This window comes from Aureimonas mangrovi (genome assembly GCF_014058705.1).
Taxonomy (GTDB): domain Bacteria; phylum Pseudomonadota; class Alphaproteobacteria; order Rhizobiales; family Rhizobiaceae; genus Aureimonas; species Aureimonas mangrovi.
Map to the genome: position 1 here is coordinate 2,630,829 of NZ_CP059692.1, position 22,833 is coordinate 2,653,661.

24 protein-coding genes are annotated in these 22,833 nt (G+C 67.6%); 11 read left to right on the forward strand and 13 right to left on the reverse strand.

The window, feature by feature from the left end:
* Nucleotides 1-29 precede the first annotated feature (29 nt).
* A complete protein-coding gene (locus H1343_RS12685) occupies nt 30-428 on the forward strand; it encodes a molybdenum cofactor biosynthesis protein MoaE (RefSeq protein WP_185985647.1) in 399 nt (132 codons plus the stop codon).
* A 55-nt stretch (nt 429-483) separates the two neighbouring features.
* On the opposite strand, the gene ndk is transcribed toward H1343_RS12685, so the two are convergent.
* The 4 genes from ndk to H1343_RS12705 form a co-directional block, all read right to left on the reverse strand.
* Complete coding sequence (ndk, locus tag H1343_RS12690; RefSeq protein WP_185983243.1) at nt 484-906, reverse strand: nucleoside-diphosphate kinase; 423 nt, start codon at nt 904-906, stop codon at nt 484-486.
* Between the two features lie 71 nt (nt 907-977).
* Nucleotides 978-1,679: a glutathione S-transferase family protein gene (locus H1343_RS12695; protein ID WP_185983244.1), complete on the reverse strand. Its 702-nt coding sequence runs from the start codon at nt 1,677-1,679 to the stop codon at nt 978-980.
* Between the two features lie 57 nt (nt 1,680-1,736).
* Complete coding sequence (gene vapC / locus H1343_RS12700; protein ID WP_185983245.1) at nt 1,737-2,126, reverse strand: type II toxin-antitoxin system VapC family toxin; 390 nt, start codon at nt 2,124-2,126, stop codon at nt 1,737-1,739.
* The gene (locus H1343_RS12705; protein ID WP_185983246.1) at nt 2,127-2,333 is read right to left on the reverse strand and encodes a type II toxin-antitoxin system VapB family antitoxin; all 207 of its coding nucleotides are present in this window, start codon (nt 2,331-2,333) and stop codon (nt 2,127-2,129) included.
* 99 nt (nt 2,334-2,432) lie between these two features.
* Here H1343_RS12705 and H1343_RS12710 point away from each other — a divergent pair, with 99 nt between their 5' ends.
* Both H1343_RS12710 and H1343_RS12715 read left to right on the forward strand, forming a co-directional pair.
* Nucleotides 2,433-4,331 (forward strand): ABC-F family ATP-binding cassette domain-containing protein, encoded by a 1,899-nt coding sequence (locus H1343_RS12710; protein ID WP_185983247.1) that lies wholly within the window; start codon nt 2,433-2,435, stop codon nt 4,329-4,331.
* 14 nt (nt 4,332-4,345) lie between these two features.
* A complete protein-coding gene (locus H1343_RS12715) occupies nt 4,346-5,503 on the forward strand; it encodes an aminodeoxychorismate synthase component I (protein WP_185983248.1) in 1,158 nt (385 codons plus the stop codon).
* Nucleotides 5,504-5,612: 109 nt separating this feature from the next.
* Here the strand turns inward: H1343_RS12715 and H1343_RS12720 are convergent, their stop codons facing one another.
* Nucleotides 5,613-6,065: a DNA polymerase III subunit chi gene (locus H1343_RS12720; RefSeq protein ID WP_185983249.1), complete on the reverse strand. Its 453-nt coding sequence runs from the start codon at nt 6,063-6,065 to the stop codon at nt 5,613-5,615.
* Nucleotides 6,066-6,073: 8 nt separating this feature from the next.
* Nucleotides 6,074-7,579 (reverse strand): leucyl aminopeptidase, encoded by a 1,506-nt coding sequence (locus H1343_RS12725; protein ID WP_185983250.1) that lies wholly within the window; start codon nt 7,577-7,579, stop codon nt 6,074-6,076.
* A 247-nt stretch (nt 7,580-7,826) separates the two neighbouring features.
* Between H1343_RS12725 and H1343_RS12730 the strand changes: the two genes are divergently transcribed.
* The 6 genes from H1343_RS12730 to rsmA all read left to right on the forward strand — a co-directional run bounded on the left by H1343_RS12730 (nt 7,827) and on the right by rsmA (nt 15,518).
* Nucleotides 7,827-9,020, forward strand: a complete 1,194-nt coding sequence (locus H1343_RS12730; RefSeq protein ID WP_185983251.1) for an LptF/LptG family permease — start codon at nt 7,827-7,829, stop codon at nt 9,018-9,020.
* Nucleotides 9,017-10,096 carry an LPS export ABC transporter permease LptG gene (gene lptG, locus H1343_RS12735; protein ID WP_185983252.1) on the forward strand — a complete coding sequence of 360 codons (1,080 nt, stop codon included), beginning with the start codon at nt 9,017-9,019 and terminating at the stop codon, nt 10,094-10,096. The genes H1343_RS12730 and lptG overlap by 4 nt, the downstream gene beginning before the upstream one ends.
* 1 nt (nt 10,097) lies before the next feature.
* The gene (locus H1343_RS12740; protein WP_246333042.1) at nt 10,098-12,557 is read left to right on the forward strand and encodes an LPS-assembly protein LptD; all 2,460 of its coding nucleotides are present in this window, start codon (nt 10,098-10,100) and stop codon (nt 12,555-12,557) included.
* Between the two features lie 167 nt (nt 12,558-12,724).
* Entirely contained in the window at nt 12,725-13,669 is a 945-nt protein-coding gene (locus H1343_RS12745; RefSeq protein WP_185983253.1) for a SurA N-terminal domain-containing protein, read from the forward strand.
* Nucleotides 13,666-14,697, forward strand: coding sequence for a 4-hydroxythreonine-4-phosphate dehydrogenase PdxA (gene pdxA, locus H1343_RS12750; protein ID WP_185983254.1), 1,032 nt, complete (start codon nt 13,666-13,668; stop codon nt 14,695-14,697). Before H1343_RS12745 ends, pdxA begins: the two co-directional genes overlap by 4 nt.
* 2 nt (nt 14,698-14,699) lie before the next feature.
* The gene (gene rsmA, locus H1343_RS12755) at nt 14,700-15,518 is read left to right on the forward strand and encodes a 16S rRNA (adenine(1518)-N(6)/adenine(1519)-N(6))-dimethyltransferase RsmA (protein ID WP_185983255.1); all 819 of its coding nucleotides are present in this window, start codon (nt 14,700-14,702) and stop codon (nt 15,516-15,518) included.
* Nucleotides 15,519-15,549: 31 nt separating this feature from the next.
* Here the strand turns inward: rsmA and gmk are convergent, their stop codons facing one another.
* The 7 genes from gmk to fabD form a co-directional block, all read right to left on the reverse strand.
* Nucleotides 15,550-16,218 carry a guanylate kinase gene (gene gmk, locus H1343_RS12760; RefSeq protein ID WP_185983256.1) on the reverse strand — a complete coding sequence of 223 codons (669 nt, stop codon included), beginning with the start codon at nt 16,216-16,218 and terminating at the stop codon, nt 15,550-15,552.
* Entirely contained in the window at nt 16,215-17,099 is an 885-nt protein-coding gene (locus tag H1343_RS12765; protein WP_185983257.1) for a YicC/YloC family endoribonuclease, read from the reverse strand. Before H1343_RS12765 ends, gmk begins: the two co-directional genes overlap by 4 nt.
* A gap of 22 nt (nt 17,100-17,121) precedes the next feature.
* On the reverse strand, nt 17,122-18,252 hold the full coding sequence (gene mltG / locus H1343_RS12770; protein WP_246333044.1) for an endolytic transglycosylase MltG: 1,131 nt from the start codon (nt 18,250-18,252) through the stop codon (nt 17,122-17,124).
* 129 nt (nt 18,253-18,381) lie between these two features.
* Nucleotides 18,382-19,641 (reverse strand): beta-ketoacyl-ACP synthase II, encoded by a 1,260-nt coding sequence (gene fabF, locus H1343_RS12775; protein WP_185983258.1) that lies wholly within the window; start codon nt 19,639-19,641, stop codon nt 18,382-18,384.
* Nucleotides 19,642-19,684: 43 nt separating this feature from the next.
* Complete coding sequence (locus H1343_RS12780) at nt 19,685-19,921, reverse strand: acyl carrier protein (protein WP_185983259.1); 237 nt, start codon at nt 19,919-19,921, stop codon at nt 19,685-19,687.
* Between the two features lie 157 nt (nt 19,922-20,078).
* Nucleotides 20,079-20,816 carry a 3-oxoacyl-[acyl-carrier-protein] reductase gene (gene fabG, locus H1343_RS12785; RefSeq protein WP_185983260.1) on the reverse strand — a complete coding sequence of 246 codons (738 nt, stop codon included), beginning with the start codon at nt 20,814-20,816 and terminating at the stop codon, nt 20,079-20,081.
* A gap of 30 nt (nt 20,817-20,846) precedes the next feature.
* Nucleotides 20,847-21,785, reverse strand: coding sequence for an ACP S-malonyltransferase (gene fabD, locus H1343_RS12790; RefSeq protein ID WP_185983261.1), 939 nt, complete (start codon nt 21,783-21,785; stop codon nt 20,847-20,849).
* Nucleotides 21,786-22,130: 345 nt separating this feature from the next.
* Between fabD and rpsF the strand changes: the two genes are divergently transcribed.
* Complete coding sequence (gene rpsF, locus H1343_RS12795; protein WP_185983262.1) at nt 22,131-22,568, forward strand: 30S ribosomal protein S6; 438 nt, start codon at nt 22,131-22,133, stop codon at nt 22,566-22,568.
* Nucleotides 22,569-22,817: a 30S ribosomal protein S18 gene (rpsR, locus tag H1343_RS12800; protein ID WP_062011642.1), complete on the forward strand. Its 249-nt coding sequence runs from the start codon at nt 22,569-22,571 to the stop codon at nt 22,815-22,817. It begins immediately after the preceding gene.
* Nucleotides 22,818-22,833 lie beyond the last annotated feature (16 nt).

Genomic DNA, 22,833 nt, shown 5'->3' on the forward strand with positions numbered 1-22,833 from the left:
GCATCGCCGTCGGCGCCGAGACCGAGGCTATGGGCGCCGACGGCAAGGCCGGGGCGGTCGTGGCCTTCGCGGGCCATTGCCGCGACGAGGACGGACGGCTCTCGGCGCTCGAGATCGAGCACTATCCAGGAATGGCGGAGCGCGAGATCGAGGCAGTGTGCCAACAGGCTGCCGAGCGCTGGGAGCTGATGCGCGTGCGCGCCGTCCATCGCTTCGGCATGATCGCCCCGGGCGAGGAGATCGTCTTCGTCGCCTGCGCCTCGCGCCACCGCCAGGCCGCCTTCGATGGCGCCAGCTTCATCATGGATTTCATGAAGACGCGTGCGCCCTTCTGGAAGCGCGAACATCTCGAGGACGGCACGACCGGTTCATGGGTCTCGGCCAGGGACACGGACGAAGCGGCCGCCGACCGCTGGCACCGGCTCTGAAAACGAAAACGCCGGCCACGAGGGCCGGCGCTTCCATGTCGCCGAAGGGGCTTCTTCAGCCGACGATTTCGGTCTCGGAGAACCAGTAGGCGATCTCGATCTTGGCCGTCTCGGGCGCGTCCGAGCCGTGCACCGAGTTCTCGCCGATCGACAGCGCGTGCGTCTTGCGGATCGTGCCCTCGTCGGCGTTCGCCGGGTTGGTCGCACCCATGATCTCGCGGTTCTTCAGGATGGCGTTCTCGCCCTCCAGAACCTGCACGACGGTCGGGCCGGAGGTCATCGTCTCGACGAGTTCGCCGAAGAACGGGCGCTCCTTGTGGACCGCGTAGAAGCCCTCGGCCTCGCGCGCGCTCATGAAGACGCGCTTGGATGCCACGACGCGCAGGCCCGCATCCTCCAGCATCTTGGTGATCGCGCCGGTCAGGTTGCGATTGGTCGCGTCGGGCTTGATCATCGAGAAGGTGCGTTCGATCGCCATGCGGTGTCTGTCCTTGTTCAAGGGCTTGGAAAGTGGCGGCTCTATAGCCGCGACCTCCCCTCACGGCAAGGTCAGGCCGCTTTTGCCGGCTCGACCTTTCGCCCGGCGCCCTCGTGGAGGTCGAGGCAGCGGGTGAACCAGTCGGTCACAAGATCGTCAGGCGCCAGCACGTTCGCGGGAGAGGAGACGCGCAACCATTGAAGCGCGCCGAAGACGATGTAGTCGGCAAAGAGCGGCGAGGAGCCGCCGATGAAGGGCTGGTGGCCGAGCATGGTGCGCAGCGGCTCCAGCGCGGCGTTCAAGGCAGCGATGCGCTCGGGCGCAGCGCCGCAGGGCACCTCCTCCAGCCTGCGGCCGAAGCGCTGCTCGCGCGTGCGCCGGAAGTGGGCACGATCGGGCTCGTCGAGCATGTCGAAGATGTCCATCAGCGCGATCTGCGTCACCAGCGGATGCAGCGTCTTGAACGACCAGGCCTCGACGAAACGGGCCGCCGCGCGGCCACCCTCCCCGGCGAAAAGCGTCGGCCGGTCGGGATAGGTCGCCTCCAGATATTCGGCAATGGCGAAGCTGTCCTGCACCACGGTGTCGCCGTCGCGGATCACCGGGATCGTCCGGTCCGTTCCGCCCTCCATCGTCTTCACGCCTGTGAAGGGCGTCGGCACGCTCTCGAACGGCAGGCCCTTGTGGGCGAGCGCCATGCGCGTCTTCCAGCAATGCGGCGAGAAGGGCCGGCCCGCGTCAGAGCCCACGAGATCGTAGAACAGAATGGTCATTCGCGCGTCTCCTGCTTCCGGTCCCCTGTACCACGACTTAAGACGACCTCGCGACGCTCAGGCGTAGGCGACGAGACCGAGATGCTCCTCCATCGCCGCCATGTCGCGGTCGTTGTGGAGGATCGGCACGCCGTTCTCGATGCACCAGGTGGCGATGATCACGTCGATCGTACCGCGGACGGTGATGCCGCGCTGGCGCATGAGGCGGTAGTTGGCTGCGGCCTTGACGGCGATCTCACGTCCTCCCAGTGGCTCGAAGTTGAACCCGGACATGACGTCCGTCACCAGTTCCACTTCGGACGGGCGCAGGCCCTGTAGCACCTCGGCCAGAACGAGATCGCCGACGATTGCGACAGAGCGATCGAGGACGCGATCGACGGCGCGCCCGAGCGGTGTATCGACCGGGCGCCAGAAGGCGATCCAGGCCGAGCTGTCGATCAGGACCATCTACTCTTCAGGCTTGTCGCGCCGCATGGCGTCGAGATCGTCGTTCCATTCGATCTTGCCACGGAGTGCCCGCATGCGCTGCTGACTCTGCTTCCAACTGACGAGCGCCCGCAGCCCTTCCTCTACCGTCTCGCGCTTGGTCTTGAGGCCCGTCGCCTCCATCGCGGAACGCATCAGTTCGTCGTCGATCTCGATATTGGTGCGCATGGCGGCCTCGATGTGTATGTTCCGCACCGAATATACACATCGCGAGAGCCGCGTTCAACGACCCTTCCCCACGCTCGCGCGCCGTGCGAAAAGCCGCCCATGCTTCAGATCACCGATCTCTCGGCGCGCGTCGCCGGCCGTCTTCTCATCGACCATGCGAGCCTGTCGATTCCCGCGGGCACGAAGGCCGGGCTCGTGGGCCGCAACGGCGCCGGCAAGTCGACGCTGTTCCGCGCGATCACCGGCGAGCTCGCGACAGAAAGCGGCTCGGTCTCCTACCCGAAGAACACGCGCGTCGGCCAGGTGGCGCAGGAGGCGCCGGGCACCGACCAGTCTCTTCTCGAGGTCGTCCTGGCCGCCGACGAGGAGCGCGTGCGCCTTCTCGCCGAGGCCGAGACGGCGAGCGATCCCGCGCGCATCGCCGACATTCACATGCGCCTTGCCGATATCGAGAGCCATTCGGCCGAGGCGCGCGCCGCCTCGATCCTCGACGGCCTCGGTTTCGACGCGCAGGCGCAGGCGCGGCCCGTCGGCTCGTTCTCGGGCGGCTGGCGCATGCGCGTCGCGCTCGCCGCCGTCCTCTTCTCCCGGCCCGATCTCCTGCTGCTCGACGAGCCGACCAACTATCTCGACCTCGAGGGCACGCTCTGGCTCGAGAACTTCGTCCAGCGCTACCCGTACACCGTGCTCCTGATCAGCCACGACCGCGACGTGTTGAACAACGCGGTCAACGCCATCGTCCATCTCGACCAGAAGAAGCTCGTCTTCTATCGCGGCGACTACGACAGCTTCGAGCGCCAGCGCGCCGAGAAGATGGAACTGCTGCAGAAGGCCATCGTCAAGCAGGACGCGGCCCGCAAGCACATGGAGGCCTTCGTCGAGCGCTTCCGCGCCAAGGCCTCCAAGGCCCGGCAGGCGCAGTCGCGCCTCAAGGCGCTGGAGAAGATGAAGCCGCTGACGGCCGTCATCGAGGAGACGGTGATCCCGTTCACCTTCCCCGAGCCGGACAAGATCCTCGCCTCGCCGATCATCCGCATGGAGAACGTCGCCGTCGGCTACGAGGCCGGACGATCGATCCTGCGCGGCCTCGACCTTCGCATCGACGCCGACGACCGCATCGCGTTGCTCGGCGCCAACGGCAACGGCAAGTCCACCTTCGCAAAGCTCCTTGCCGAACGGCTGAAGGAGCAGGCCGGCTCGATCACCCGCGCGCCGGGGCTGAAGATCGCGATGTTCGCCCAGCACCAGATCGACGATCTGCGCCCCGACGAGACCGCCGTCCAGCACGTACGCCGCTTCATGCCCGACGCGCCGGAGGCCAAGGTGCGCGCCAAGGTCGCGCGCATGGGCCTCGCCACCGCCAAGATGGACACCAAGGCCGACGACCTTTCCGGTGGTGAGAAGGCGCGGCTGCTGATGGGCCTCGCCACGATCGAGGCGCCGAACCTCCTGATCCTCGACGAGCCGACCAACCACCTCGACATCGAGGCGCGCGAAAGCCTCGTCCACGCGCTGAACGACTATCCCGGCGCCGTCATCCTCATCAGCCACGACCGGCACATGGTCGAGGCGACGATGGACCGTCTCTGGATCGTCGGCGACGGCACGGTCTCCCGCTATGACGGCGATCTCGACGACTACAAGAAGCTGATCCTCTCGGGGGCGCGCGCCGGTGCCGGCAACCAGGGCACGACCTACGAACTGCCTGTGCAGCAGGTCTCCAAGGTGGACCAGCGGCGGCAGGCGGCCGAGCGCCGCGAGGCGTTGAAGCCCCTGAAGAAGAAGATCTCGACTCTGGAAATCCAGATCTCGCGGCTCCAGAAGACGATCGGCGACCTCGACGCGCAGCTCGCCGACCCGGCGCTCTATACAAGGGAGCCGGCCAGAGCCGCGCAGCTCGCCAAGCAGAAGGCCGACGCCGACAAGACCCTGACGAAGGCCGAGGGTGAATGGCTGGAGCTCACCGAGGAGCACGACGCCGCGATGGCGGCCGAATAGGCGGCAGAGGCGCGATGACGCAGGATCATCGCGGCTTCGCCCTCTTTCGCGACGACTTCTCCGGCGAGGAGCTTCTGTTCCGCGAGCCCTCCGCGCTCATCGTCGCGCAAGAGGCGGGCGAGTTCGCTTCGGCGCTCGACGCAGTCGAGGAGGCGCGTGGCGCCGGGCGGTGGCTGGCCGGCTACGTCTCCTACGAGGCCGGCTATCTCCTGGAGCCCAAACTTGCCCCGCTCCTGCCGGCCGGGCGCCGCGCGCCGCTTCTTTGCTTCGGCGTCTTCGACGGGCCGGATGATCCACGCGCCCGCCGGCCATTCCGCCCCTCCTCCAACGAAGAGCCACGGATCGAAGCGTCCCGGCCGCGCTGGTCGCGCACGGACTACGCGCGGCGCTTCGAGCGGCTGCACGCGCATCTGCGCGCGGGCGACTGCTATCAGGCGAACCTCACCTTCCCGATCGACGCCCGCTGGCAGGGCGACCCGCTGGCGCTCTTCGACGATCTGGCGCGTCGCCAGAGCGTGCGGCACTCCGCGCTGATCGAACTCACCGGACCGGTGGTGCTCTCGCGCTCGCCGGAGCTGTTCTTCGAGGTCTCCCGCGAGGGGATGATCGAGGCGCGCCCGATGAAGGGGACGGTGCCGCGCGGGCGCACGCGCGAGGAAGACGACGCGGCCCGGCATTTTTTGGCGAACGACGCCAAGAACCGCGCCGAGAATCTGATGATCGTCGATCTCCTGCGCAACGACATCTCGCGCGTCACCGAGACGGGCTCGCTCGACGTTCCCGAGCTCTTCCGCGTCGAGAGCTTCTCGACGGTGCACCAACTCGTCAGCCATGTGCGGGCGAAGCTCGCGCCGGGTGTCGATTTCAGCGAAATCCTCGCCGCGCTCTTTCCGTGCGGCTCGATCACCGGGGCGCCGAAGATCCGGGCGATGGAGATCCTGCGCGAACTCGAAGGAGCCCCGCGCGACGTCTATTGCGGGGCCGTCGGCTGGATGGCGCCGGGTCACCGGATGGCCTTCAACGTCGCGATCCGCACGCTATCGCTCTTCGGCAACGGCGAGGCGCGCTTCGATGTCGGCGGCGGCGTGGTGTTCGATTCCACCGCCGACGGCGAGTATGACGAATGTCTCCTGAAGGCCCGTTTCGCCACGGGAGCTTCGTTGCAGGGTTGATCCTCGCATCGCACCGCCCCAAAATCAGAGACATCATGGAGTGACGGAGCGCATGCCGGAAGCGGTCTGCGCGATCCGAGAGCCGCGCATAGCGTGACCGGACGGCGCGTCAGGCCTTCTTGATCCAGCGCCGGTCCTCGCTCTGCTGCCAGTAGGTGATCGCGTGGCCGGCGGCCTTCTCGGCCTTCCAGCGCTCGCGCGCCGAGGCAAGCTGGTCCGGGTCGTGCCCGTCGAAGAGGTAGACGCCGCGCTCGTAGCCTTCAAGCGTCGCGGGCACGGCGCCCTCCACCATGAAGCGCACGGCCGGGTCGTTCGCCCGTGCTTCCGGTTCGACGGTCAGGAGAATGGGCTGGAGCGCCCCGCTGCCGCCGACATCGGTGCCGTGCGGCAGGAAGCTGTCGTCCTTGTAGGACCACAGATGAGCATCGAGCGCGTCGCGGCGCTCCTCCGTCGCGGTCTGCACCACGACGCGCCAGCCACGCGCGATCGAGCGCTCCAGAAGATCTGGAAGCGCCTCTTCCATCCGGCTCTCGGTGAGGTGGTAGAAGAGGACTTCCGTCATTGGCCCGGCTACTTCGCCTCGTAATGGTCGGCGATCAGGCGGTCGAGCAGGCGCACGCCGAAGCCCGAGGCCCAGGACTGGTTGTACTCGCTCGCGGGCGAGCCCATCGCCGTACCGGCAACGTCGAGATGGGCCCAGGGCACGTCGTTGACGAACCGCTGCAGGAACTGCGCGGCGGTGATGGAGCCCGCCGCGCGCCCGCCGCCGATGTTGCGGATGTCGGCGAACTTGCCCTCGATCATCTTGTCGTATTCCTTGCCCAGCGGCATCCGCCAGACCTTCTCGCCTGTCGCGAGGCCCGCCGCCGTCAGGCGCTGCGACAGTTCATCGTCGTTGGAGAACAGGCCCGCATGATGGTTGCCGAGCGCGACGATGATCGCGCCCGTCAGCGTGGCGAGGTTCACCATGAACTTCGGCTTGAAACGGTCCTGCGTGTACCAGAGCGCATCGGCGAGGACGAGGCGGCCTTCCGCGTCGGTGTTCAGGACCTCGATCGTGGTGCCGGACATCGCCGTCACGATGTCGCCCGGCCGCTGGGCGTTGCCGTCCACCGCGTTCTCCACGAGCCCGACGACGCCGATGGCGTTGACCTTCGCCTTGCGTCCGGCGAGCGCGCGCATCAGGCCGACGACGGCGGCCGAGCCGCCCATGTCGCCCTTCATGTCTTCCATTCCGGCGGCCGGCTTGATCGAGATGCCGCCGGTATCGAAGATGACGCCCTTGCCGACGAAGGCGACGGGCGCCTCGCCCTTCGTGCCGCCGTTCCAGCGCATGATGCAAAGGCGCGGCGGCATCGGCGAGCCCTGAGCGACGCCGAGGAGCGCGTGCATCTTCAGGTCGCGCATCGCGGCCTCGTCTAGAATCTCGACCTCGAGCCCGTGCTCCGCGAGAGCCTCGATGCGGCTCGCATATTCGGTGGTGGTCAGGATGTTCGCCGGCTCGTTGACGAGATCGCGCGCCAGCACCACCCCCTCGCCGACAGCTGCCGCGATCTCGTAGGCGGCGGTCGCGGCCTGCGGGTCGGACACGGCGAGCACGATCGAGGACGGCGCCTCCTCCTTCTCCTTCTCCTCGGCGGCCTTTTCGCCCTTGCCACTCTTGTAGCGATCGAACTTGTACGCACGCAGCACCGCGCCGAGCGCGACCTGGGCGGCATCCTGCGCCGACAGCGGGCCGTCCGGCGTCTCGCAGCGGATCGTCACGGCCTTGGAGCCTGACGTCTTGCCGGCCGCGACGCCGCCGATCTTCAGCCAATCTTCGCCCGTGGGAGCGGCGTCGCCCTTGGTGCCGATCACGAGCACACGGTCGTTCGTCTCGCCCTCCGGCGTGGTGGCCTCCACCGTGGAGAGGCTCTTGCCCTTGAACTTGCCGACGGACGCGGCGCGGCGCGCGAGCGACGCGGTCGCCTCGTTCAGGCCGCCGGGCAAGGCTCCTTCGGCGCCCGCCAGGAGGACGAGCGTCCCCTCGCCGGCTTCATCGAGCGGCGAGAAGGTGACGGAGGGTTTGGCGGCCATGACTGCTCCGGATGTGGATTGAAGGCATTTGCGGGAAGGCCGGCGGCTGGCACCGGCGCGATCACCGCCTATCTTGTCCCCGTCGGCGGGCTTTGCAAGGCAGTGTCGACCGCAACCCCGCGTTAACCCTGTTTCTTCGCCCTTCTTTAGCCAAGCTCACTCACTCTATGTTCGCCACCCAGCCGTCGCGGGTGATCGGCCCCGATCAGGCCGTCGTCGCGGCCCCCGCGGATCCTTCGGACGGTCGATGACGCTTCTGGAACGTTACATCTTCGGCCGTGCCCTCCTGTTCAGCCTGGCCTCGCTCGCCTCGCTGGTGACGGTGGTCTGGATCGTGCAGGTCCTGCAACGCATCGACATCGTGCGCACGACCGCCTCGGCGGCGGGCGATTTTCTCTGGATCGCGCTGATGCTGATGCCGGACCTTGCGGCCGGCGTCGTGCCCTTCGCCATCCTGATCGGCTGCGTTCAGGCGCTGAACGCGCTCAACGCGGATTCGGAGCGCGCGGTCATCGACGCTTCGGGCGCCGGGCGGCTGACAGTTTCCAACCCGATCATGCTTCTTGGCATGCTCGCGGGGCTGGTCGTGCTCTTCAACTCGCACGTCGTCGGCCCGGCGGCCTCCACCGCCTTCCAGAACGGGCTGCGCACGATCAACGCGGACGCCATCACCCTCTTCCTGCGCCCCGGCCGCTTCGCGCAGATCCAGGACGGGCTCGTCATCAGCATCGACGAGGCTCGTGGCTCGCGCCTGACAGGGCTGTTCCTCGCTGATTCCCGCGACGAGACGGTGGATCTCAACTATTTCGCCCGCGAAGCGCAGATCCTCGAGCGCGGAGCGGAATCCTACCTCATCCTCCAGAACGGCCAGCTCCACCGCCGCACGCGCTCCAACGGCGCGGTCTCGGTGATCGAGTTCCAGGCCTACGCCTTCGACCTGTCCAGCCTGCGCCCGACCACGAGCGGCGACTGGACGCGCATGGCCGAACGCTCGACGGCCAGCCTCCTGAACCCCGATCCGAGCGACCCCGTCTGGCAGCGCAACCCGGCCGGCTTCACGGAAGAGCTGACGGCGCGGCGCACCGACTGGCTCTATCCCATCGCCTTCGCCTTCTGGGCCGTCGTCGTGGCGGGCCACGCGCGCACCAACCGCCAGCAGTCGAGCCCGGCGATGCTCATCGCGCTCGGTGGCGCGCTCGTTCTGAAGGCGCTCGGCTTCGTCGCGCTGTCGCTTATCGAGGCGGACATGCGCCTCGCCATCGTCGCCTATCTGGTGCCAGCCGCCTCGATCGCGCTGAGCGCCGCGCTCTACGCCTTCAATATCGACGTGCTTCAGACACGCCTCGTGCGGGCGCTCGGGCGCTTCTTCTCGGCCATCGGCGCCGCCCTGCGCCGGCTCGTACCAGGACAGGGAGCGCGCCTTCGCGCGGAGCGCTCATGAGACGCACGCTCCAGTTCTATTTCCTGCGCCGCTTCATCGCGAGCTTCCTGTCGACGCTCGCGATGGTGTTCGCGCTCGCCTACCTCATTGACCTCATCGAGCTCAGCCGGCGCGGGCGCTTCGAGGACATCCCCTTCTCCACCCTCGCGATGATCTCGGCCCTGCGGGTGCCCTCCTTCGTCGAGCAGGCGTTTCCCTTCATCGTCCTCTTCGCCTCCATCTTCACCCTCCTCACGCTCAACCGGCGCATGGAGCTGACCGTGGCGCGCGCCTCGGGCGTCTCGATCTGGCAGATACTCGCCCCCTTCCTGTTCGGGGCGACGATGCTGGGCCTTCTCGCCGTCACCGCCTACAACCCGCTCGCCTCTCTGGCACAGGCCAATTCGGCTCGGATCGAGACGCTCGTGGGCGGGGGTGAACTGAGCGTCAGCGACGACCGTCCGCCCTGGCTGCGGCAGGATGCGGAAGGCGTGCGCTCAATCATCGGCGCTCGCGCCGTCGCGGATGGCGGCCGGGCGCTGGGCGGCGTCGCCGCCTTCATCTTCGATGCGGACGGCAATGTCTCCGAGCGCATCGACGCACGCGGCGCTCGGCTCGTCGATGGCGCGTGGGAGATCGACGACGCGACCGTCACGCGCATCGGCTATCCGCCCGAGCCGCGAGAAGAAATCCGCCTGCCGACCGAGCTCCTGCCCGAATATGTCGAGGAGCGCATCGCCGATCCGCAGACGATCTCCATCTGGCAGCTCGGGGAAAAGATTCGCGCCGCGCGCAGCCTCGGATACGACGCGGACGCCTTCGCAATGAGATTTCACACATTGATCGCCATGCCGGCGCTTTTCGCGGCGATGGTGCTCGTGGCTGCAACAGTGGCCGTGCGTTATGCACGCATCGGTCAGTCCGGCCCCACGATCGTCCTTGGCATCGCGGCCGGCTTCGTGCTTTACGTGGTCAACTTCCTGGCGCAGGCGCTGGGATCGAATGCACTGGCACCGGCTGTCTTGGCGGCCTGGTTCCCGGTCGTGGCGGCAGGATTGTTGGGGACGACGATCCTGCTCCATCAAGAGGACGGATAGTATGGGGCCGAGGGGGATCTCGAGCCGCGCGATGGTCGCCCAGCGGCCTTTCGCAAGGCTGGCTCTTCTCACCGGCGTGGCGCTTTTTGCGCTCGCGGCCGGAGGGAACGCCTTGGCGCAGCCGTCCGTCGGCGGCCTGGGGTCGAACGTCTCGGTTCCGGAGGGCACGCAGCTCTTCCTCGAGGCAGACACCGTCACCTATGACAGCGAGCGCTCGGTCGTCACCGCCGCCGGCGGCGTGCAGATCGACTATGGCGACTACCAGCTCGTCGCGCGCGAGGTGGTCTACGACCAGAACACACGCCGTCTCCTCGCACGCGGCGACGTCGAGCTGATCGAGCCCGGCGGCAACCGCATCTACTCCGACGCCGTCGACATCACCGACGACTTCGCCGACGGGTTCATCACCGCCCTTCGGATCGAGACGCCCGAGAACACCCGCTTCGCGGCCTCGCAGGCCGTGCGCCGCGAAGGCGAGGTCACCACCTTCGAACGCGGCGTCTACACCGCGTGCGAGGCTTGCGCGGAACGGCCGGACCGCCCGCCTTTGTGGCAGGTGAAAGCCAAGCGCATCGTCTGGGACCAGGGAGACGAGGTCGTGCGCTATTACGGCGCGCGCTTCGAGCTCTTCGGCCTGCCGTTGGCCTACCTGCCCTATTTCGCCACGCCCGATTCCCAGGCGCAGCGCCAGAGCGGCTTCCTGATGCCCGAGATCCGCCAGTCAGACGAGACGGGCACGGGCGTGCGGGTGCCGTATTTCTGGGCGATCTCGGAAGACAAGGACCTGACGGTCGCCGGGACCTACTATTCCAATCAGGGTTTCCTCGGCGAGGCCGAGTACCGGCAGGCCTTCCAGAGCGGCTACTTCACGCTGCAGGTCGCCGGCATCTCGCAGGACAATCCCGGCGATTTCAACGACTTCCGCGCCGACGGCGTCAACCCGCCCGAGTTCGACGTGACGCCGGGCGACCGCGGCATGATCGGCACCACCGGCCGCTTCGCGCTGAACGAGCGCTGGACCTTCGGCTGGGACATCCTCGCCCAGAGCGACCCGAACTTCTCCAACGTCTACGAGATCGCCAATTTCGACGATGTCTACCGCACCTCAGAAATCTATCTGACGGGCCTCGGCGACAAGAGCTTCTTCGACCTGCGCGCCCAGAAGTTCGACGTGCAGTCGATCAACACCTTCACCGAGGAACTGCAGCCCTGGGCGCTGCCCTCGCTCGACTACGAGTACATCTCCGAGAGCCCGGTTATGGGCGGCGAGGTCGAATTCGACGTCAACGTCGCCAGCCTGCGCCGCGACGAGACCTCTCCCTCAGGCATCCTCGTCTGCCGGGAAGGCTTCATCATCGACGGAGCCTGCAACGGGAGCCTCGGCTTTCCGTTCCGCGACGATGTCTTCCGTTACCGCGGGATGGAGGGCGACTACACGCGTGCCACCGCCGAGGCGAGCTGGCGGACGTCTTTCACCACGGAACAGGGCCTCGTGCTGACGCCTTCGCTCTCGACGCGCGGCGACCTCTACACCGCCGACATGAGCACGGATCCCTATCTGGCGGGCACGCCCAATGCCCTTGGTGGCGTAGACATCAGCGAGACGGGTGCGCGCGGCATGGCGACGGCCGCCATCGAGGCGCGCTATCCGTGGCTGATCGAGACGGCGAATTCCTCCCACGTCATCGAGCCGATCGCCCAGCTTCTCGTGCGCCCCGACGAGATGGACGCCGGCATGCTGCCCAACGAGGATGCCCAGAGCCTCGTCTTCAACACGACCAACCTTTTCGCGCACGACAGGTTCTCCGGCTACGACCGGATCGAGGGTGGCACGCGCGCCAATGTCGGCGTCCAGTATTCGGGCGTGATGGGCACGGGCTACCAGATCGACGCGGCTGTCGGTCAGTCCTTCCACCTGTTCGGCGAAAACCCGTTCGAGCAGCAGGACCTCGCCCTCGTCGGCTATGATTCGGGCCTGGAGAGCGACCGCTCCGACTATGTCGCCTCGGTCGGCCTGACCCTGCCGGTCGGCGTCTCGCTTGCCGTCCAGAGCCGCTTCGACGAGGAGAGCCTCGACATGGAGCGCGCTGACGTCTCCGCGTCCGCCAATTTCGGCCGCCTCGCCTCATCGCTCACCTACTCGCAGATCGCCGATCAGCCGACCTACGGCTTCGCAGAGGATCGCCAGCAGGTTTCGGCCAACGCCTCGTTCCGCGTGACCGACGAGATCGTGACCTTCGGCTCGATCGGCTACGACATCGAGAATTCGTCGGTGATCTCCAGATCCTTCGGCGTCGGCTATGCGGACGAATGCTTCTCGCTGCTCGCCGAATATCGCATGACGAACGATCGCTATCAGCTCGAGTCCGCTGAATCGCAGGTGCTTTTCCGCCTTTCGCTGCGCACCCTGGCCGAGGCCGAATACTCCTTCGACGTCGACGGCGACGAAGACCGGTTCTGAGGCTGCGTTTCTCGGCCATTGGGATAGCTCGCGAAAGGATGAGCGCACGCGGGGGTTTCCTCGCGGCGGCAGGCGATCTACAAGCCATCATTGTTTCGCCAAAGGCGCGCGCTATCCGTGCGCATGCCGCCGCGCCTGCGGTGCTTTCGATGGGAGATTGCCAGACGATGTTCGCAGGACGCCCCCTCGCCCGATCGGCTCTCGCCGTGATGCTCATGGCCGGTGCCGCCGCCGCTGCCGTGGCGGCGACCAGCGTGCCGGCCGTCGCCCAGCAGTCCGAGATCCGCGCGGTCGTGAACCGCGAGGCGATCACCAGCTATCAGATCCAGCAGCGCGCCGCTTTCCTGCGGCTGCGCCGGGCCCCTGCCTCGAACGAGGCGGCGTTGAACGAGCTGATCGACGAGACGGTGAAGAAGCAGGAAATCCGGCGGCGCGGGATCAACATTCCGGATTCGGCGGTGGATGATGCCTTCGCCAATTTCGCCCAGCAGAACCGGATGCAGCCGGCCCAGCTCAACCAGCTCCTTTCGCAGGCCGGTTTCTCGCAGGACGGCTTCAAGGACTACATCCGCACGCAGATGGGGTGGGGCCAGGCCGTGCAGGCCAATGTCCGCCAGACGGAGCGCCTGAGCGAGCAGGACGCCGTTCAGAGGATGCTTCAGCAGGGCGGCGACAAGCCGAGCACCACGGAATACACGCTGCAGCAGGTGATCCTTGTGGTACCGGCCGCCGAGCGCTCGCGCGCGCTCGACCGCCGGATGCAGGAGGCCAACGCCCTGCGCCAACGCTTCACCACCTGCCCGGCGACCTATCAGTACGCACAAGGGCTGCGGGACGTGACGGTGCGTGATCTCGGCCGCGTCACCGAGCCCGAACTGCCACCCAACTGGAAGGACGACATCGTCTCGCTCCAGCCCGGGCGCACCACCCGCGCGCAGGCGACCGAGCGCGGCGTCGAGTTCATCGGCATCTGCGATGCTCGCACCGTTTCGGACGACCGCTCGGCGACGCTCGTCCTTGAGGCGCGCGACCTCGAGGCCCTGAACAACAGCGAGCCTGACATCGCCTTCCTGAACCAGCTCAAGGAGCGGGCGACGATCATCCGTCGATGAGCGCCGCCGCCGAAAAGCCGCTCGCCGTCACGGTCGGCGAGCCATCCGGCGTCGGGCCGGACATTATCCTGTCGAGTTTCAACGACCGCGCTGCACTCGCGCTGCCGCCCTTCGTCGTGCTCGCCGATCCGGCGATGCTGGCCGCGCGTGCCGACCGTCTCGGTTTGTCCGTCGAATTCCGCACCGTCGGCATGGCGTCCGAAGCGACCGCCCTCTTCGCCGAAGTCCTTCCGGTGCTGCCGCTCGTCAACGGCCATTCCGAGGAACCCGGCCGCATCGACCCGGCCAACGCCTTCGGCACGATCGAGGCGATCGACCGCGCCGTGCGCCTTGCGCGTGACGGCGAAGCATCGGCCGTCGTCACCTGCCCGATCGACAAGAAGGCGCTCTACGACGCGGGCTTCGCCCATCCCGGCCACACCGAGTATCTCGCGGACCTGTGCGCGAAGGCCGAAGGCCGAACCTTCACCCCCGTGATGCTCCTGACCGGGCCGGACCTCTCCTGCGTGCCGGTGACGATCCACGTTCCGCTCGCCGAGGTGCCGGCGCTTCTGACGCGCGAACTGATCGAGGAAACCGCGCGCATCGTCGCTACCGATCTCAAGCGCCGCTTCGGCCTCAAGAGCCCTCGCATCGCCGTTTCCGGTCTCAACCCGCACGCCGGCGAGCGCGGAGCGCTCGGGCGCGAGGACGAGGCGGTGATCGCGCCGGCCGTCGCCGCGCTGAAGGCCGAGGGCCTCGACATCGTCGGCCCCCTGCCCGCCGACACGATGTTCCACCCGCAGGCCCGCGCGCGCTACGACGTGGCGCTGTGCATGTATCACGACCAGGCGCTGATCCCGGCCAAGACGCTCGCCTTCGACGAGACGGTGAACGTGACGCTGGGCCTGCCGCTGATCCGAACCTCACCCGATCACGGCACGGCGGCAGACATCGCCGGCACGGGCAAGGCGCGCCCGCAGAGCTTCATCGCCGCGCTCGCGCTCGCCGCGCGCATGGCCGGTATCGAACGCGGGCCCGCCGCCTGACGATGGACGATCTGCCGCCGCTGCGCGCCGTCCTCGCCGAGCACGGGCTCGACCCGAAAAAGGCGCTCGGTCAGAATTTCCTGCTCGACCTCAACCTCACCGGCCGCATCGCCCGGCAGGCCTCGCTTGCGACCATCGAGACCGTCGTCGAGATCGGCCCCGGCCCCGGCGGACTGACGCGCGCGCTGCTGGCACACGGCGCCCAGCGCGTCGTGGCGGTGGAGAAGGATCCGCGCTGCCTGCCGGCGCTTCACGCCATCGCCGCGCGATATCCGGGCCGGCTCGAGGTCGTCGAGGGCGACGCGTTGAAGGTCGATTTCGCCGCAATCGCGGCCGGGCCGTTCGCGGTGGTCGCCAATCTTCCCTACAATGTCGGCACACAGATCCTTCTCGATCTCGTCGCGGTGCCCGAATGGCCGCCGCGCTGGAGCGAACTGGTGCTGATGTTCCAGAAGGAGGTCGCGCAGCGCATCGTCGCCGGCCCCGGCGACAATCACTATGGCCGGCTCGGCGTCCTGTGCGGTTGGCGCACGCACGCCGAGATCCTGTTCGACGTCTCGCGCGAGGCCTTCACGCCGCCGCCGAAGGTCACGTCCGCCATCGTGCGCCTGACGCCGCGCGAAGAGCCTCTCCCGGCTTCGCTTCACGCCATGGAGAAGGTGACGGCCGCAGCCTTCGGCCAGCGGCGCAAGATGCTCCGCCAGAGCCTCAAGGCCATTGGCGGTGAGGCGCTGCTCGCGCGCGCGGAGATCGATCCGCAGCGTCGCGCCGAGACGCTGTCGGTCGCCGAGTTCGCCGCGCTCGCCAACGCGCTGGAATAGCGCACCGTCGGGAAAACAGCGAATAGGGCCCTCAGCCCTTCTCGGCTTCCTCCAGAAGCTTGGTGGTGAAATCGAAGAGGCCGGGGCGTCGGTCGCGGCGCAGCCGTTCGGCATTGACGATCGACAGGACCGCCGAGAAGGCGCGGTCGAGATCGTCGTTCACCACGACATACTCGTAGTCGCGCCAACGCTCGATCTCGATGCTGGCGTTCTTCAGGCGCGTTGCGATCGTCTCGCCCGAATCCTCGGCGCGGCGCAGAAGGCGCGCCTTCAGTTCCGCCATGGAAGGCGGCAGGATGAAGATGGACACGACGTCGCTCTTGGCTTGCTCGACGAGCTGGCGCGCACCCTGCCAGTCGATGTCAAAGAGCATGTCGCGGCCTTCGCGCATGGCCCTTTCGGCCGCCTCGCGCGGTGTACCGTAGAGATTGCCGTGTACCTCGGCCCATTCCAGCAGCGCATCGCCCGCGCGAAGGCGTTCGAACTCCTCGCGGCTGATGAAGTGGTAGTGCACTCCGTCGATCTCGCTCGCGCGCCGCTTGCGCGTCGTCACGCTGACGGACAGCGAGAAGCGCGAGTCTAGCTCGAGGAGATTGCGCGCGATCGTCGACTTCCCCGCGCCGGATGGCGAGGAAATGACCAGCATGAGGCCGCGGCGAGCGATCGGCAGCGGCGATTCGGTATCGATGATCGGCCTCATTCGACGTTTTGAACCTGTTCCCGGAACTGGTCGACGACCAGCTTGAGCTCCAGCCCGACGACAGTCAGGGAAGCTGCGTTCGATTTAGAACAAATCGTGTTCGATTCGCGATGGAATTCCTGCGACAGGAAATCGAGCCGTCGCCCCACCGGCCCACCCGCCGCCAGCAGCGCGCGTGCCGCCTCCACATGGGCACGCAGGCGGTCGATCTCCTCCCGGATATCGGCGCGCGTGGCGATGAGCGCCGCCTCCTGCGCCAGACGCGCCGGGTCGAGTTCCGCATCGGCCGACAGAAGCATCTCGACCTGACCCCGCAGTCTGGCCGCGATCGCGCCGGGCGTTCGGGATGGATCAGCCTCGGCCCGTTCGATCAGCGCGTCGATCTCGCCGAGGCGCGAGAGGAGCACCGCGCCGATCGCCGCGCCCTCCTCTTGCCGCGCTTCGAGAAGCCTTTCGGCCGCCACCTCGAAACCGGAAATGATCGCCTCGGACGGATGCTGGCGCCAGTCGGCCGCAGCGGTGGCACCGCGCGGCTCGATCACGCCGCGCAGCGCGAGAAGTCCGTCCGCCGTCGGCGGTGTCGCATGGCCCCTGCTGACGAGGTCGCCCGCGATCGCGACGATCCGCGCCAGAAGCGCCTCGTTGACGACGAGTTCGGGCGCCTCGTTTTCGGTCGTTATCTGGAGCGCACCCTGCACGTTCCCGCGCGTGAAGCCTGAGACGCGCCGCTTCAGCTCCGGTTCCAGCGCCTCGAAGCCGGGCGGCAGACGCAGCCGCAGGTCGAAGCCCTCGCCGTTGACCGATCGCAGTTCCCAGACGACGCGCGTCGCGCCCGTCACGCCTTCCCATCGGGCAAAGCCCGTCATGCTCGTGACGGGCATCGCCCCTCCCTTGGGCCGCGTCCTACTCGACGAGGGTCGCGTCCTCTTCGGCCTCGGCGGCGACATCCGGCGGGGCTGCGGCGCGCTCGGCCATCAGCGCGCGATAGGCGCGGACATTGGCGTTGTGCTCCTCCAGCGTGCGGGCGAAGGCATGACCGCCGGTGCCGTCCGCGACGAAGTAGAGATCGTCGGTCTCGAGCGGATGGGCCACCGCCTCCAGCGCCGCGCGGCCGGGATTGGCGATCGGGCCCGGCGGCAGGCCGTTGATGCGATAGGTGTTGTAGGGTGTGTCGGATTCGATGTGCGAGCGACGCAGAGGCTCCTCCGGCGGCTTACCCGCTCCACCCCAGATTCCGTAGATGAAGGTCGGGTCCGACTGAAGACGCATGCCCTGGCGCAGCCGGTTGATGAAGACCGAGGCAACGTGCGGGCGTTCGGCGGCAACGCCCGTCTCGCGCTCCACGATCGAGGCGAGTGTGACGAATTCCTCGATCGTGTCGATCGGCAGCCCCTCGTCGCGACCGTCCCAGATTTCCTGCACGAGCGCCCTCTGCGCCTCGACCATGCGCGCGACGATGCTGGCGCGCGTCTCACCCCGCGTGAAGGTGTAGGTGTCCGGCAGGAGCGCACCCTCGGCAACCTTTTCCGGCATCTCGCCCGTGAGCGCCTCGTTGCCTTCGATGCGTTCCCAGACGCGGTCCACCGTCCAGCCTTCCGGCATGGCCACGGCGTGCTGCACCGAGCGGCCATCGCGGATCGCCTCCATCACGGAGCGCATGGAAGCACCCGGCTCGAACTCGTATTCGCCGGCCTTCAGGTCTCCGGCAGCGCCCGAGACGCGCGCGGCCGCCTGGAACAGTTCGGCGCTGGAAATGATGCCCTCGGCCTCGAGGCCCGTCGAGATGTTCTGCAGCCCGCTTCCGCGCGGCACAAGGAACACGGCTTCCGCCTGCAGCGGTCCGGCGCGCTCGTACTCGCCCTTGCCCCAATAGAGCGCGACGCCGCCGACCACGACGGCGATCAGCGCCATCGTGAAGCAGAAGGAGAGGAAGATGACGAGGCTGTTGCGCGCACCGTTCGAGCGGCGGCGCTGCTTCGGGCGGCGGGAAAAGAAGCCTCGCCGCGTTTCCGCCGGATGATAACTGTCGGCCACGCTTGTCCCTCACGTCGATGAACGGGCAGCACGCCCGCCGGCGCGCCGCGATACCCCGGACGCCGAAGCATCACTGCTTTGTGGCGAAAGGCGGGAAGCCGGCGCAATCACGCCTGCCTCCCGAAAGGTTCAGACGCGCCGCAAGACCAGCGAGGCGTTGGTGCCGCCGAAGCCGAAGGAGTTCGACAGGGCGACATCGATCTGCTTCTCGCGCTTCTTGTGTGGCACGAGGTCGATCTTCGTCTCGACGGACGGATCGTCGAGATTGAGCGTGGGCGGCGCGACGTTGTCGCGGATCGCGAGGGCGGAGAAGATCGCCTCCACCGCGCCGGCGGCGCCGAGCAGGTGGCCGATGGCCGACTTGGTGGACGACATCGAGACGCCGGGGGCCGCATCGCCGAGAAGGCGCTCGATGGCGCGCAGCTCGATCTCGTCGCCGAGCGGCGTCGAGGTACCGTGGGCGTTGACGTAGTCGATCTGCGAGGCGTCGATGCCGGCGCGTTTGAGAGCCGCGCTCATGCAGCGATAGGCACCGTCGCCATCCTCTGCCGGTGCCGTGATGTGGTACGCGTCGCCCGAGAGGCCGTAGCCGATGATCTCGGCGTAGATGCGCGCGCCGCGCGCCACGGCGTGCTCGTATTCCTCGAGAACGACGATGCCGGCGCCCTCGCCCATGACGAAGCCGTCGCGGCCCTTGTCATAAGGGCGCGAAGCGGCGGTTGGGTCGTCGTTGTAACCGGTGGAAAGCGCGCGGCAGGCGGCAAAGCCCGCGAGCGCCAGGCGGCAGACCGGCGATTCGGCACCGCCCGCGACCATGACGTCCGCATCGCCGAGCGCGATCAGGCGCATGGCGTCACCGATGGCGTGCGCGCCTGTGGAACAGGCGGTCACGACCGAATGGTTCGGACCCTTCAGCCCGTTGCGGATCGAGACGTGGCCCGAGGCCAGGTTGATCAGCGATCCGGGAATGAAGAAGGGGCTGATGCGGCGCGGCCCCTTTTCGGCAAGGATCAGGGACGTTCTCTCGATACCCTGCAGGCCGCCGATGCCCGAGCCGATCAGAACGCCCGTGGCGGTCTGATCCTCGTAGGTCTCGGGATGCCAGTCGGCATCGTCGAGCGCCTCGGCGGCAGCGGCGACGGCGTAGGTGATGAAGTCATCGACCTTGCGCTGCTCCTTGGGCTCCATCCACTGGTCGGGATTGAAGGTGCCGTCGGAGCCGTCGCCGCGCGGAATCTGCCCGCCGATACGACAAGGGAGATCGGAGACCTCGAAGCCATCGATGCCGGAAATGCCGCTCTTTCCTTCAAGCAGACGCTTCCAGTTGATGTCGGCCGTGGCGCCCAAGGGGCTGACCATGCCGATTCCCGTAATGACGACTCGTCTCATTCAACTCCCTTCCGCTTCAGCGGACAGATCCGCACTCGAAGCGTCAGGCCTGGTTCTTCTCGATGAACTTCACCGCGTCGCCGACCGTGAGGATGGTCTCGGCAGCATCGTCGGGGATCTCGACGCCGAACTCTTCCTCGAAGGCCATCACGAGTTCGACGGTATCGAGACTGTCGGCGCCAAGGTCGTCGATGAAGCTGGCGTTCTCCGTCACCTTCTCCTGCTCGACGCCCAGATGTTCGACGACGATCTTCTTCACCCGTTCGGCGATGTCGCTCATGTTCAGTCCTCTATTGAGATGGCTTTCGCCGCTTTCGTTAGACGCCGGGCGCTCGTTAATCAAGCGTTAGACCCGCGCCGCGAGGGCGCCCGCCGGGCACCCCACACCTAAAAGACGGCCGGACGAGGCCCGGCCGTATCGTGATCGGCCAAGCCGATCAGATCATCGCCATGCCGCCGTTGACGTGGATCGTCTGCCCCGTGACGTAGGCGGCCTCCTGCGAGGCAAGGAACAGGGCGGCGGCCGCGATCTCGTCCGATTCGCCCATGCGCTTCATGGGGATCTGGCCCATGATCGCGTCCTGCTGCTTCTCGTTCAGCTTGTCGGTCATGGCCGAGCGGATGAAGCCGGGTGCGATGCAGTTCACCGTCACGCCGCGCGAGGCGATCTCCTGCGCGAGCGACTTCGACATGCCGATCATGCCGGCCTTGGCCGCGCAATAGTTCGCCTGCCCCGGATTGCCGGTGACGCCGACGATGGAGGTGATGTTCACGATGCGCCCGTAGCGGCGCCGCATCATCGGGTGCGTGAGCTGGCGGGTCAGGCGGAAGGCGGCCGTGAGGTTCACCTCCAGCACCGCGTCCCAGTCCTCGTCCGACATGCGCACGAACAGCCCGTCACGGGTGATGCCGGCGTTGTTGACGAGGATGTCGACGCCCTCGAGCGCGGCTTCGGCCGCCTCGCCGAGGCCCTTCTGGCCGTCGCGGTCCGAAAGGTCGGCGGGCAGCACGACAGCGCGCTCGCCGAGGGAGGCGGCGAGCTCCTCCAGTTTCTCGCGGCGCGTGCCGTGGAGGCCGACGGTCGCTCCCACACCGTGGAGCGTGCGGGCGATCGCCTCGCCGATGCCGCCGGAGGCGCCGGTGACGAGGGCCTTGCGGCCGGAAAGGTCGAACATGGTGTCTTTATCCTGTGTTCGGGAAAGGGTTCAGACTGCTGCTTCGAGCGCGGCGTCGATGTCTGCGGGCGCGCCGACGCTATGGGCCGCAAGGCGCTTGTCGATGCGCTTCGCCAGACCCGTCAGCACCTTGCCGCTGCCGATCTCGAGAAGCGTCGTGATGCCCTCCTCGGCGAGCCAGCCCATCGATTCGCGCCAGCGCACCTGCCCCGTCACCTGCTCGACGAGGCGCGTGCGGATCTCGTGCGGATCGGTGATCGGGCGCGCCAGGACGTTGGCGACGAGTGGCACGACGGGCGCCGCGATCTTCGCCTCGGCCAGCGCCTCCGCCATGCGCGCCGCCGCCGGCTGCATCAGGGCGCAGTGGAAGGGCGCGGAGACCGGCAGCGCGATGGCGCGCCTGGCACCTGCCTCGCTTGCCAGCGCCATCGCGCGCTCCACCGCCGCCTTGTCACCGGAGATCACGAGCTGGCCGCCGCCGTTGTCGTTGGCGATCTGGCAGACCTCGCCTTCGCGGGCCTTCTCGCAGATGGCGGCCAGCGGCTCGGCCTCGAGGCCGATGATCGCGGCCATCGCGCCGCGCCCGGCCGGGACCGCCGCCTGCATCGCCTCGCCGCGGATGCGCAGGAGACGCGCCGTCTCCGTGATCGTCAACGCACGGGCGGCGGCGAGCGCGGAATATTCGCCGAGCGAGTGGCCCGCGACATACTGCGCCTTCGCGACGTCGAAGCCGCGCGCTTCCATTGCGCGCAGGGCGGCGAGCGAGACGGCCATCAGCGCCGGCTGGGCGTTGGCCGTAAGGGTCAGCGTCTCCTCGGGGCCGTCGAACATCGTCGCCGACAGCTTCTCGCCCAGCGCCTCGTCGACCTCGTCGAAGACGGCTTTCGCCTCGGGAAAGGCTTCGGCCAGCGCGCGGCCCATGCCGACGGACTGGCTACCCTGGCCCGGAAAGATCAAAGCGAACGACATTGCGGCTCCCGTTCCTATCGTTGGCGGGGTGAATGGGTGCATGGCCGGGCAGTGTCAAGTTTACCGGCCCATGGAAGCCGCTATGGTTGCGCCGCCGCAGCGGATGGGATATGGCACCGCCCGTCAATGCCGTTGTCCCGGCCGGGGGCTGAACGGAAGGCGTGCCGGCTTGCCGGTGCGCGCGGAGGGGTTCTCCTCTCCTGCTTCCCGTGTTCCCGCTCTCGACCGTCTCTATGACGCGCCTTTCCCGTTCGCCTTCGGGCTTTATTCGGAGAGTCGCAGAGGCTTAGCCGCCGGGGCCCTGGCATCGCGAACCGAAACGCAAACGGAAAGGCCAGAACGCTCATGGCGCTCTACGAACACGTCTTTCTTGCACGACAGGACATCAGCGGCCAGCAGGTCGAGCAGCTCGTGGAGAGTCTCCGCGGCATTCTCGAGGCCAATGGCGGCACCGTCGGCAAGGTCGAGAACTGGGGTCTGAAGACCCTCACCTACCGGATCAAGAAGAACCGGAAGGCCCACTACACCCTCATGAACATCGACGCTCCGGCGGCGGCTGTCCAGGAGATGGAGCGCCAGATGCGCTTCAACGAGGACATCCTGCGCTACATGACCATCAAGGTCGAGGAGCACGACGAGGGCCAGTCGGCCATGATGCAGAAGCGCGACGACCGTCCGCGCCGTGGCCGCGACGACGAGCGTCCGCGCCGCGACCGCGAGGACCGTCCGCGCCGCGATGACGACGACCGTCCGCGCCGTCCCCGCACCGAGGAGGCCGCGTAAATGGTCGATATCGCACAGCTCCCGACCCGCCGTCCGTTCCATCGCCGGCGCAAGTCCGATCCGTTCGCGTCCGGTGAGTCGCCGAAGATCGACTACAAGGACGTCCGTCTCCTGCAGCGCTACATTTCCGAGCGCGGCAAGATCGTGCCGTCGCGCATCACGGCCGTCAGCCAGAAGAACCAGCGCGCCCTCGCCCAGGCGATCAAGCGCGCCCGCTTCCTCGGTCTGCTGCCCTACGTCCTCAAGTAGGACCTGCCTTCAGCGG